Source organism: Streptomyces sp. NPDC055287, assembly GCF_053646035.1.
Genome location: NZ_JBSHNE010000023.1, coordinates 37142 through 48899, shown reverse-complemented (window position 1 = coordinate 48899; position 11758 = coordinate 37142). Strand labels below are relative to the sequence as shown.

At 71.2% G+C, this 11758-nt stretch carries 10 protein-coding genes; 5 read left to right on the top strand and 5 right to left on the bottom strand.

Going from position 1 to position 11758, the window contains the following annotated elements; genetic code table 11:
* Window positions 1-352: 352 nt before the first annotated feature.
* Both ACWIHY_RS28130 and ACWIHY_RS28125 read right to left on the bottom strand, forming a co-directional pair.
* Window positions 353-931, bottom strand: a complete 579-nt coding sequence (locus tag ACWIHY_RS28130) for a fasciclin domain-containing protein (protein ID WP_454378539.1) — start codon at window positions 929-931, stop codon at window positions 353-355.
* Window positions 932-1153: 222 nt separating this feature from the next.
* Window positions 1154-1756: an RNA polymerase sigma factor gene (locus tag ACWIHY_RS28125; RefSeq protein ID WP_454378537.1), complete on the bottom strand. Its 603-nt coding sequence runs from the start codon at window positions 1754-1756 to the stop codon at window positions 1154-1156.
* Window positions 1757-1912: 156 nt separating this feature from the next.
* On the opposite strand from ACWIHY_RS28125, the gene ACWIHY_RS28120 reads away from it, so the two are divergent.
* The 5 genes from ACWIHY_RS28120 (at window position 1913) to ACWIHY_RS28100 (ending at window position 8049) form a co-directional block, all read left to right on the top strand.
* Window positions 1913-2950 (top strand): MerR family transcriptional regulator, encoded by a 1038-nt coding sequence (locus ACWIHY_RS28120; protein ID WP_454378536.1) that lies wholly within the window; start codon window positions 1913-1915, stop codon window positions 2948-2950.
* A gap of 411 nt (window positions 2951-3361) precedes the next feature.
* Entirely contained in the window at window positions 3362-4540 is a 1179-nt protein-coding gene (locus ACWIHY_RS28115; protein ID WP_454378534.1) for a polyprenyl synthetase family protein, read from the top strand.
* Window positions 4537-6018 carry a phytoene desaturase family protein gene (gene crtI / locus ACWIHY_RS28110; RefSeq protein ID WP_454378532.1) on the top strand — a complete coding sequence of 494 codons (1482 nt, stop codon included), beginning with the start codon at window positions 4537-4539 and terminating at the stop codon, window positions 6016-6018. The genes ACWIHY_RS28115 and crtI overlap by 4 nt, the downstream gene beginning before the upstream one ends.
* A gap of 13 nt (window positions 6019-6031) precedes the next feature.
* Window positions 6032-7045 (top strand): phytoene/squalene synthase family protein, encoded by a 1014-nt coding sequence (locus ACWIHY_RS28105; protein ID WP_454378530.1) that lies wholly within the window; start codon window positions 6032-6034, stop codon window positions 7043-7045.
* Window positions 7042-8049, top strand: a complete 1008-nt coding sequence (locus ACWIHY_RS28100; protein WP_454378529.1) for a DUF5914 domain-containing protein — start codon at window positions 7042-7044, stop codon at window positions 8047-8049. Before ACWIHY_RS28105 ends, ACWIHY_RS28100 begins: the two co-directional genes overlap by 4 nt.
* A 154-nt stretch (window positions 8050-8203) precedes the next feature.
* Here ACWIHY_RS28100 and ACWIHY_RS28095 read toward each other — a convergent pair whose 3' ends face one another.
* Genes ACWIHY_RS28095 through ACWIHY_RS28085 form a run of 3 tightly spaced genes read right to left on the bottom strand, consistent with a single transcriptional unit; the run spans window position 8204 to window position 11722 of the window.
* Window positions 8204-9763, bottom strand: coding sequence for an FAD-dependent oxidoreductase (locus ACWIHY_RS28095; RefSeq protein ID WP_454378527.1), 1560 nt, complete (start codon window positions 9761-9763; stop codon window positions 8204-8206).
* Complete coding sequence (locus tag ACWIHY_RS28090) at window positions 9760-10494, bottom strand: class I SAM-dependent methyltransferase (protein WP_454378526.1); 735 nt, start codon at window positions 10492-10494, stop codon at window positions 9760-9762. Before ACWIHY_RS28090 ends, ACWIHY_RS28095 begins: the two co-directional genes overlap by 4 nt.
* A complete protein-coding gene (locus tag ACWIHY_RS28085; protein WP_454378524.1) occupies window positions 10454-11722 on the bottom strand; it encodes a lycopene cyclase family protein in 1269 nt (422 codons plus the stop codon). The genes ACWIHY_RS28090 and ACWIHY_RS28085 overlap by 41 nt, the downstream gene beginning before the upstream one ends.
* Window positions 11723-11758 lie beyond the last annotated feature (36 nt).

Genomic DNA, 11758 nt, shown 5'->3' with positions numbered 1-11758 from the left:
GGGGGGTTTCGTCCCCCCCCCCCCCCCGGGCCCCCCCCCCCCCCCGCCGGGCCCCCCGCCGCACCACCCTCTTCAGCCGTCGTTGCGTCACCGTCGGAGTGGAGGATCGAGGCGGTCCGCACCCACCGCTCGACGTCCTCGGGCCCCACTACCCCGGCCAGACGCCTTCGACCCGCGACGGCCACGGCTCGTGCAGACCGCTCGGGGGGCGGCTGCCCCACGGCTGCGCGATCCGCTCCACCGAAATGCTCACGCCTGAACGCCAGGTCGAGGCCCTCTCGCAGGGACGCGCTCAAGCTCCCGTCGCCGCCGGGCGACGGGAGCCAGAACGGCTGCTCCGGCGATGCCGTCGTCAGGACTTCGGCACCAGCACGGTATCGATGACGTGGACGGTCGCATTCTGCGTGGCGACGTCGCCACAGACGATCGACGAGTCGTTCACCTTGAAGGAATCGCCGGATCCGGATGTCTTCACCTGGCCGCCCTGGAGAGTCTTGAACGTACCGTCGGGCAGCTCGTCCACTGTCACTGTCTCGCCGACCACGTGGTAGGTGAGGAGGTCCCTCAGTTGCTCCTTGTCGTTGAGGATCTTGTCGAGGTCGGCCTTCGGGATCTTCTCGAAGGCGTCGTTCGTGGGCGCGAAGACCGTGATGTTCTCCGCGTTGTTCAGCGTGTCGACGAGTCCGGCCTTCTGGACGGCGCTGACAAGAGTAGACAGTTCAGGGTTGTTGGACGCCGCGGTGGCGACCGGGTCGTCGGCCATGCCCGCGGCGCTTCCCTCGCCACTGCTGGGCAGAGAGGCACAGGCGGGGCCGAACGGTTCCGCCACCGGCTGTGCCTGGGCCACGGGGGCCAGGACTACGAGCGCGAGTGGGAAAAGGAGCGCACCGGCTCCGGTGAGAGCGACACCCCTGAAACGGTTGGTGGTCATGAGCTTCACCTTTGCTGAGAGGAGTGACGGGCTCCTGCCTCTTTGCCCGCCACAACAATCGCTTCGTGAAACCCGCCCCCCTCGGATGCATTCGGCGCAATGATTTTTCGCCGGGTCCCCGGTGCGGGGTGCAGGTCCGGTGCAGGTCCGGTCGCAGACATCCGCGACCGCGCACCACGGCAGATTGATACGGAGGAGCGAGCCTGCTGTACGGGCGTGGTGTCAGATCGCCTGGGCTTCCTCGATGTGGTGGCGCAGCAGGTGCATTCCGCGGCGCGCATGGCTTTTCACCGTGCCCAGCGGGATCCCCGTGCGCTCGGCGATCTGGGCGTGGGTGAGGTCGCCGTAGAAGGCGAGGGCGAGAACCTGGCGCTGAGCCGGCGGAAGCCTGCGCAGCTCGTCAGCGATGAGCACACGGTCCACCACGGCTTCGGGGGCCTGGCCGGGCGGTCCGTACATCGGCATGCCGGCCGCGGCGGCCCCGGCGATTTCTCCCCTTCGGGTGCGGGCCGCCAGGGCATCAACGATCTTGCGCCGGGTAATACCGACCAGCCAGGCCACGAGGGGGCCGCGCTGCGGACGGAACCCGGCGCGGCCACGCCATGCGGCGAGGAATACCTGCTGTGTTACGTCTTCGGCCTCTTTGGCGTCGCCGAGCGAGCGAGTGGCCATCGTGTACACGAGCGCGCCCCACCGCCGGTAGACAGCGGCGAACGCCTGCTCGTCGTCGAGCAACGGTGCGCGGGCGGGAGCGCTCGAGTCACGCGACTCGTCGACGGGCGCGTTCGGGGTGCTGACTGCGGTCATCACCGGCGTTGTACTCATGCTGCGCTCCTATCTGCGCCGGCCGACCTGAACCTGGGGGCGGCCGGTCTCTCGGGCCGGGGCTCGTTGCTGCCCCGGGGTGCGCGTTGGCCCCAGTCTCGGCCGCGAAAAACGACGCAAGCAACATGCATCGGTTGTGCGTCGTATGATGGACGTATGGACGGGACCGACGGGTCGCGCCCGGAGACGGGCGGTCTCACCACAGGGGCGGTGGCGCGACGCTTCGGCGTAGCGCCGACCACCTTGCGCTCCTGGGACCGGCGGTACGGCATCGGGCCCGCCGCGCACGAGGACGGCAAGCACCGGCGCTGGACCGCCGCGGACCTCGCGGTGCTCGAGCGCATGCGCGCCCTCACCAATGAAGGACTTCCGCCCGCCGAAGCGGCCCGCATCGCCCGCGCGAAGCCGCGTCCTGCGCGGGAGCCGATGAACTCGTACTCCGGCCGCACGTCGGGGACAGCGTCGTCCAGCCGGTCGGGGGGTTCGACAACGCGGCCCTCCCCGCGCGGCCATACCGGCGGCGGGCTGCATTTGAGGGACGCCCGAGCGGAGTGCAGGGGCCTCGCCCGCGCGGCGCTGCGCCTCGATTCGCTCGCCGTCGACCGTCTGCTGGAAGCGTTGATCACCGAGCACGGACTCGTGACCGCCTGGGCGGAGATCATCGTGCCGACGCTCAGGGCCGTCGGCCGTAAGTGGCAGACCTCCGGGGAGAAGTACGTCGAGGTCGAGCATCTCCTGTCCTGGCACGTTTCCAGCGCCCTGCACCGCCGTCAGCACGTCCCGGCCGAGGTCTCCGCTGCCGACCTTGCCGTCCTCGCCTGCGTCCCCGGTGAAACGCATACGTTGCCGCTCGAGGCTCTCGCGGCCGCCCTGCACGAGCGGAGCCTGCCGGTGCGCATGTTCGGCGCGGCCTTGCCCGCCGAGGCGCTGATCGAAGCGGTACGCAGGACAGGGCCCGGCGCGGTGGCATTGTGGGCCCAGTCCCGGACGACGGCGAGCAGGCCGCTCGCCCAGCATGTGGCACAGATGACATGGGGCGTCAGGGGCGCGCGCCGAAGGCCCGCGGTGCTCACCCTGGGACCGGGATGGACCGCTCCGGTCGTGCCCGGCACTCTGCGCCCGTTCGGCCTGGAGGAGGCAGTGGACGCGGTGGCTGCGGTCCTCACGGCCAGGCCTGCCGGATCACCCGCGTAACGGCGGGTCAGGGAGCGGAGGGTTCGCCGGTTCGGAGTACGGTTCGCGGGCTCTGGCCGGGCGCGACACCGACTCAGGTGGTTGCCTGGCATCAGGCAACCCGCTGAACGAGGAGCGACCGTGACACCCGAGGCCCCTGGTTACACCGTTCCAAAAATGATGACGGAGGACTCCGGAACGCTCCTCCATCGAGCAGCTCCGCCCGGTGGTTCTCCAGTGGTTCGTGCGTTGCCGCCCGGAGAACTGCAGCGGACGGCTGAGCGCAGCGGGTAGCTCGCGGACCGGACAGCCGAGCAGGCACGCGGCCGGCACCGACACATCGGTGTCCGACGCCTCAGGCGCATCCGGACGCGCCTTCTGAACGGAAGAAGCGGTGTCCGGCGACCCAGTCGGGAACTCGGAAGGGGGCTCATGCTCGGCATTCAGACGACCGGAGACGACCCGCACATGGCTGTCGGCAGTGGGCAGCCCCGTGAGTTCGTCTCCACGGGACAGGTCGACCATGACGTGACCGGCGCGGTGGAAGGCGTACTGCGTACGTATCTGAGCGAACGGCTGGCGGAAGCCGCCCGGACGGATGCGGTGGTCGCCGAGGAGCTGGTCGGGAGACTGCGCGATATCGCCCTGCGCGGCGGCAAACGCCTCAGGGCCCGGTTCCTGTGGTGGGGCTGGCGGGCCTGCGGCGGAGACGCCCGGGGCACGGCGGCGAAGCAGGTGCTGAGCGTCGCGGCGGCGCTCGAACTGATCCAGACCTGCGCCGTGGTCCACGACGACGTCATGGACAACTCGTCGGTACGCCGCGGCGCCGCCGCCGTGCACGAGGACTTCGCCCGGCAGCACTCACGGGCAGGGATGCGCGGCTCGCCGACATCTCACGGCACAGCCGGAGCCATTCTCGTCGGCGACCTGGCTCTTGCGTGGGCCGACGATCTCCTTACCTCCACTGCGTTGTCCTCGACGCTGGGTGCGCCGTTGTACCGGGAGTGGCGGGCCATGCGGTGGGAGATGGTGGCCGGCCAGTACCTCGACGTGCGAGCGGCCGCCACGGGTGCGACGACGCCCGACGAGGCCGTTCGCATCGCCCGCCTCAAGAGCGCGCTGTACACCGTCGAGCGTCCGCTCGCGCTCGGCGCCGCGCTGGCGGGGGCTGCCGACCGCACCATGGGCGTACTGCGGTCGGCGGGCCGGTGCGCCGGTATGGCATTCCAGCTCAGGGACGATCTCCTCGGCGTGTTCGGTGATCCGGGGCGTACGGGCAAGCCGGCCGGCGACGACCTGCGCGACGGAAAGTTGACGTACCTGCGCGCCATCGCCTTGCGGCTGGCCGAAGAGTCGGGCGACGTATCGGCCGGTGAGGCTCTGAGGGTGGCAGACCCACCGCTGACCGATGAGCAGGTGCGGCGGGCCCGGGCCGCTGTGGAAAGTACCGGTGCCCGGCGTGTCGTCGAGGCCGAGATCAGCCGCTTGGTCCACCTCGGTGAACGCCACTTGGCCGCACTGCCCGGCGAGGCGGCAGCGGTCGCAGAGCTCGGCAGTCTGGTCCGTACCGCGGCGGGTCTGCATCCGTCGCGCGAGGAGGCCTCCCGATGAGAACCGTTCCCGGCCGCACGGACCATGTGGTCGTCGTGGGAGCCGGACTGTCCGGCCTCGCCGCCACCCTTCATCTGCTGGGCAGCGGCCGCCGGGTGACCGTGGTGGAGAGAGGGAATCAGCCGGGCGGCCGCGCGGGACGCACCCGTCTGGGCGGCTACCTCCTCGACACCGGTCCGACCGTGCTCACCATGCCCCACCTCGCCGACGAGGCGTTCGCCGCGGTGGGCGAGTCGCTGGCCGGGCGGGTCGACCTCGTCGAGCTGCACCCCGCGTACCGGGCACAGTTCGCCGACGGTTCCGGCCTCGACGTGCACACCGACGGCGAGGCGATGGCCGAGGAGGTCCGCGTCTTCGCCGGTCCGGAGGAGGCCGACGGCTACCGCAGGTTGCGGAAGTGGCTGCGGTCGCTCTACGAAGCCCAGATGCGGCGGTTCATCGACACGAACTTCGACTCGCCCTTCCAGCTGCTGCACCGCGATCTGGCGCGGCTCGCCGCTCTGCGTGGGTTCGGCCGGCTGGATGCGCAGATCGGCCGGCACATCAAGGACGCACGGCTGCGCAGAGTGTTCTCCTTCCAGTCGCTGTACGCGGGTGTGCCGCCCGCCCGGGCGCTCGCCGCCTATGCCGTCATCGCCTACATGGACACCGTGGCCGGCGTGTACTTCCCCAGGGGCGGGATGCACGCGCTGCCCGAGGCGATGGCGGACGCCGCCCGGGACGCCGGGGCGGCGTTCCGATACGGAAGCGAGGTCAGCGAACTTCGGCTCTCGGCAGGCCGCGTCACCGCGGTGCGGCTCGCCGGTTCGGAGGATCTGGCGTGTGACGCGGTGGTCCTCACCCCCGATCTCCCGGTCGTGTACCGCCTGCTGGGCCGCGCCCCGCGCCGTCCGGTCCGCCTGACGCACTCGCCCTCGGCGGTGGTCCTGCACGCGGGCACGCGCCGCACGTGGCCGCAACTCGGCCACCACACGATCTCCTTCGGGCACGCGTGGGAACGCACCTTCGACGAGATCACCCGTACGGGGCAGCTGATGAGCGATCCGTCGCTGCTCGTCACGCGGCCCACGACGCACGACCCGGGGCTGGCACCGGAGGGCAGGCACCTGCACTACGTCCTCGCTCCCTGCCCGAACACGACGGTCGGCCCGTCGGCGGCCGCATGGGGCGATCTCGCCCCCCGCTACCGCGACAGCCTCGTCACCGAGCTGGAGAAGCGCGGGCTGGACGGATTCGGTGACGCGATCGAGGAGGAACAGCTGATCACCCCCGCCGACTGGACGGCACAGGGCCACATGGCCGGCACCCCGTTCTCCGCGGCCCACACCTTCGCGCAGACCGGCCCCTTCCGGCCGCGCAACCTTGTCGCGGGCATCGAGAACGCCGTGCTGGCCGGCTGCGGAACGACTCCGGGCGTGGGCGTGCCCACCGTGCTCATCAGCGGAAAGCTGGCGGCGGCCCGCATCAGCGGACTCTGAGAGGCGTGCGTTCATGACACGACGGGAACTCGACTCGGCCCGCATCTCGGACCCCGGGCTGCGTGCGGCGTATGCGCACTGCCGACGGCTCAACGCCCGGCACGGCAGGACATACTTCCTCGCCACGCGCCTGCTGCCCGCCCACCGGCGACCGGCGGTCCACGCGCTGTACGGTTTCGCGCGCTGGGCCGACGACATCGTGGACAACCTGGCAACGGAACAGACGCCCGAAGTACGCGACAAGCGGCTCACGGAGCTGGAGGGAGAACTCGCCGCCGGGCTGCGTACCGGCCGGAGCGCGGAGCCCGTGGTGCGAGCCTTGGCCGACACGGCACGGACGTACGACATCCCGCACGAGTACTTCGCCGACTTCATGGCCTCCATGCGCGACGACCTCACCATCACGGACTATGCGACGTACGACGCCCTCAGGGCGTACATGCACGGGTCCGCCGCGGTCATCGGCCTGCAGATGCTGCCGGTGCTCGGCACAGTCGTGCCGCGGGACGTGGCGGCGCCGCACGCCGCCGCCCTCGGCGTCGCGTTCCAGCTCACCAACTTCCTGCGCGATGTCGGAGAGGACCTCGACCGGGGGCGGGTCTATCTGCCCGCCGACCTGCTCGCAGCGCACGGAACGCACCGCAACCTGCTGGAATGGAGCCGCGCGACAGGCCGGCCCGACCCACGGATCCGCGCCGCGCTCGAAGCCGCCGCGGCCCTCACCCGGAGCGTCTACCGGGAGGCCGAACCGGGCATCGCCATGCTCGAGCCCCGCGCCCGCCCCTGTATCCGGACGGCGTTCACGCTGTACGGCGGCATCCTCGATGCCATCGCGGCGGACGGTTACGCCGTCGTCCAGCGGCGGTCGGTGGTGCCGCGGCGTCGCCGGGCGACCGTTGCGCTCGCCGGGCTCGCGGGCATTCTCACCGCTCGCCTGCGCCCACTGCCTCCGCACCCGCGAAGCCGCCACGAACGGCCACCGTCGGCAGCTCACCCACCGCAGGCCCTAGGAGGCAGGGACACATGACGGACAGTCCGAGGCCGCGGCGCCGTGCGCTGCCGTTGCGGTCCACGCGCCCGGTCCGCTGGGAACACCAGACGCCCACGTGGCGTGAAGCGAGACCGTCCGTCATCGCAGACGCCCTGAAGCGCTCGGCGGCACGGCCGTCGGGCAATTGGTACGTGCTCGGGGCCTCGCGCGCCATCGGCCGCGGCGGGCGGCCGTTCGGGACGACCGTCGCAGGCGTGGAGGTCATCGCCTGGCGCACTGAGGCGGGCGAGCTGAGGGCGGGGCCGGGCGCCTGCCCACACCTCGGGGCACCGCTGCGTGACGCCCGTGTCGTGTGCGGCACCGTCGTGTGCCACTGGCACGGTCTGTCCCTGGACGGCCGGCCCTTCGCGGGCTGGGACCCGCTGCCGGCCCACGACGACGGTGTACTCGCCTGGGTGCGCCTCGACGAGCTCGGCGGGGAGCCGCCGCTGGAGCGTCCGGTCGTCCCGGAACGTCCGCGTGAGGGGGCCGTGGACGCCGTGTTCGCCACCGTGGGCCGCTGCGAACCGGAGGACGTGGTGGCCAACCGCCTGGACCCGTGGCACGGTTCGTGGTTCCACCCGTACTCCTTCGTCGGTCTGACCGTCGTGAAGGCGCCGGAGGACAACGGCGACGACGACGCGTTCGTCGTCGACGTGTCCTTCAAGGTCGCGGGGCGGCTGGTCGTCCCCGTACGGGCTGTGTTCACCGCGCCTGAGCCCCGCACTGTCGTCATGCGCATCACCGAGGGCGAAGGCATGGCGTCCGTGGTGGAGACCCATGCCACTCCGGTTGGCCCTGGCCCGGACGGCACTCCTCGCACGGCGGTGACCGAAGCGATCCTCGCCGTCTCCGACCGGCGTGGGTTCGACGCGGCGCGGGCGGCGGCTCCGGCCCTTCGACCGCTGATGCGGTGGGCGGCAGGGCGCCTGTGGCGTGACGACCTCGCCTACGCGGAACGACGTTGGCTGCTGCGCAGCACCGGCCGCTTCCCGGGCTGAGGGCATGCTCAGGCGCTGCCGGCCGGGCCAGCGGCGGGAGCGGTCGCGTAGCCGACGAGGGACGTGGCCGCGGCCTGCTTGCCCGAGCACCCCGTGCGGTCACGGGCGAACGGAGCGAATCCGTCACGGTAGCGTCCTCCGCCCGCGGCGCGGCTCAGGCCCGGTTCGGGGCGAGCGCCGCCATGCCGCGAAGCAGCGGTGAGCGCCCCTTGCGGGGCACGGTCCACAGCGGGTGGCCGCGTACTCCCCAGCGCCGCAGCAGAGCGTTGGCGGCGAGGAACCCGGTGGTGGCCGCACGTTCCATGAGCGCCACGGGAAGATCGCTGCGGACCAGGTCGCCGGCCATAATGAGGGTGCGGTGGGGGGTGCGCACCGTGGGGCGGGACGCGTATCCCCCGACGGGGAACAGGGGGCAGTCCACTCGCCACTCGTGGCGGGCGTCGACGATCCTCGCGGCCCTGGTCTCGGGGTAGAGACCGTGAAGCTCCCGCAGCAGTGTCTGTTCGACTTCCTGGTGGGCGGCCTGTTCGTCGACCGCGTATGCGTGCAGCTCGACGACGCTGCCGCCGGATTTCTGTGCCCACCTGGCCGCTTCGCCCTCCCAGCGGTCCAGGACGCTGACGTTGTCGAGCCCGTCGAATCCGCTGGTACCGAGGAATCCGGCCCGGGCCGGGGCGACGGGCCGGTCGAGCCACAGCCGGGAGACGAGGAAGGGCGGCGCGGTGCGTAGCGCGGCGATGTCCGCGCGCCATGCCTGGTCGCCCAACTGCGGCGAGGCGGCGACGAGGCGCCGCAGCCCGGCCACATCGAGAGCGAGGACGACGGCGTCGTAGCCGGTGGACGTGCCGTCGGTCTCGACACTCAGAGTAGTCTCGTCGACAGTGCGTACGGAGGCGACGGGAGTGCGGGTGCGGATGCGCACGCCCAACTGGTCCAGGTAGCGGCCCAGGGGATCCCACAGTGCCTGGGGGAAGGGCTCGTCGGGTACGTCGAACAGCAGCCCCTCCGAGGAGCCGAGGAAGTAGATGTGGAACATCAGCAGGAGCTCGGCCGCCGACAGTTCGCGCGGGTCCGAGAAAAAGCTGCGGGAGAACACTTCGAACGCCAAGTGGTGGGCGGCCTCGGGGAACTGCACCGCGCGGAGAAAGTCCTGGGCACTGACGGAGTCGAAGCGCTCGTACACCTCGGGCACGCGGACGTCGAAGAGCGGGAGGGCCGCCCTCGGATTCATGGCCGCGAGGTCACGCCACCCGAAGGTGGGGCTGAGTGCCGCGAAGCCCATCGCGCTCCAGGGTGGTGTGCGGGGCACGCGGGAGAAGCTGTCGGTGAGGCCGTTGCGGTGGCGCAGGGGGTAGTCGGGCAGCGGCCGCAGAACGGAGAGCGTGGGGTCGGCGCGGCGCAGCAGGCCGCGCAAGTTGTAGTACTGGCGGAAGAAGGCGTGGAAACCCCGGCTCATCGTCACCTGTGTGCCGTCGGCGAGTTGCGTGCACCGGCCGGCAAGGCGGCCGCCGAGACCGGCTTCGCTCTCGTGGAGCGTGACTTGGACACCGCGTTCTGCCAGCGCCGTGGCGGCGGCCAAGCCGGCGATACCGCCGCCGACGACCGCTGCCCTCGGGGCCGGTCCGTGGATACGTTCGCGGCCCTGAGCGGGCATCACGACCTGCGCCTTGCGGTCCCTGCCCCTGCGCGGGGCGTTTCCCCTCGTGCGGGTCACAGGGTGACTTCCCCTTCTCCGTCCTCGGCGCGACGGCCCAGGAAAGTGTGGACGATGCCCGTTTGCCATCCGGGTACGGGCAGGACGCGTCTGCCGGTGAAGCCGGCGTCGGCGAGCCGGGCCGAGAAGCGTGGCGCGGTGTCGAAGTCCAGCACGCTCCGATGGAGGTAGCGGTAGAGGCTGGTGTCACCGGTGACCGTGCCTGCGGGGATGATGACGGCTCTGCATACGGCTGACCACAGTGCCCGGTGCGCCGTGGAACCGCTGAGGGAGTACTCGTGCACAGCGAGTCTGCCGCCGGGGCGCAGCATCGAGTGGACGGCGGCCAGCACGGTGTCGGGGTCGGCCACGTTGCGGAAGAGGTAACCGGCGAAAACGGCGTCGAAGGGCCCCGTGACACCCGCGGCGGACAGGTGCTCCACGGGCGAGTGCACGAACTGGACATTGGATGGCCAGGACTTGGCGGCTGCCCGCGCCAGCATGCCGGCCGAAGCGTCGACGGCCGTGATCCGGGCGAACGGCGCGGCCCGCAGCAGCGCCGCGGTCGAGGCGCCCGTACCGCACCCGATGTCGAGGATGTGCCGGTCCGCGCCGCCGCCGGGCAGCCGCAATCGGCGTGCTGAGCGTCTCAGGTCGGCGTGGTACCCGGCGTTGAGACCGACGAGACGGTCGTACCGGGGGGCCGCGTGGTCAAAGGCGTCTGCCAGGTCCGCGTCTCGCATCAGCGTCATCCGGTGCCCAATCATGGGTGAGGGGGAACGGTTTCCGTGACAGAAAGGGGAGTTCCGCCGCGGTACGGAGCATGGGACGGACAGGTGTGGAGAATCCGATGGAGATGTCCTCCCACACGTGGCTGCGGCCATCGAGGAACCGCAGTACCCGGTCGGCGGGCACGCGCTCGAACAGCCGGGCGAAGAAGTCGGGTCCGTTGATGCGCCCGGTGTCCAGGGCGCGCAGCATGACGGCGTCCATGGCCAGCGCCCGCCTCCCGTGCGGTGGTTCAAGCCTCACCGGCCTGCCCTCGCGCAGCGCTGCGGCAACGGCTTTGGTCTGGCGCTGCACGGCGGAGAACGTGTACCCGGTCGCCGGCCTGGTGGCGCCGCCGACCGCACCGATGCGGTGAACTGCGGCGCCGATCCTGCGGGGGAAGCGCGCATCGGTCATGGGGATGACACCCGCTTCGGTGGCACACACGTCGAGCGGTCCCAGGCCGAGGATGTCACGGGTGTAGTGCCGCAGCGCCGTCTCGTACTCCTGGCGGGCCAGCGGAGTTCGGGAGAACTGTGTGTACTCGATGAGCGCCCCCCTCGGTCCGAGCGGGAGGACGTATCCGAAGGCGAGGCCGTGGGGCGGTTGCGGCACCCGGAAGTCCATCAGCTCAACGACGTCCTCGTCGAAGGCGAGGGCCTCGGTACGGACGAACCAGCCCCGGAAGTGCTGCAGCAATGTGCTGCGGGCCGGTGGCAGTGAGCGTGCGGGACGCGAGTCGAACAGGTGGCGGCCGCGCAGCGTGAGGCGGCCGCCGGTGCGGGTGGTGCAGAGGGCTTCGGCGCCGCCGCCGGTCACGTTGCGTACCGTCTCGGCCGTGGCCTCGACCAGCCGTACCTCGGGCAGTGTCGCCAGACGCGTTCTCACCAGGGCTTCGAACGTGTCCGAGCGGAGCATTTTGTACCGCAGCGTCTTGAGTTCGCGCTCGGCGAGGACGCCGTCACGTCCGCGCACGCGCAGGCGCCGCCAGGACATGGCTACCGCATCGTCGAAAGTGCCCTCGCCCTCTTCCCAGAAACACCAGGTTCGTTGCCCGGGCCGCAGAGAAGGCTGCGGGGTCTCCACCAGCGTCACGGACAAGGGGCTGGCGGCGCCCGGAGCGGTGAGGGCGTGAGCAAGTGAAAGCCCCGCTGCCCCGCCGCCGACGATGACGACGTCGGCGTCGGCGTCGGCGGTCCGCTGCTGGCTCAAAACGCCCTCCTCGTGCAGGACCTGGGTTTCTTCGCC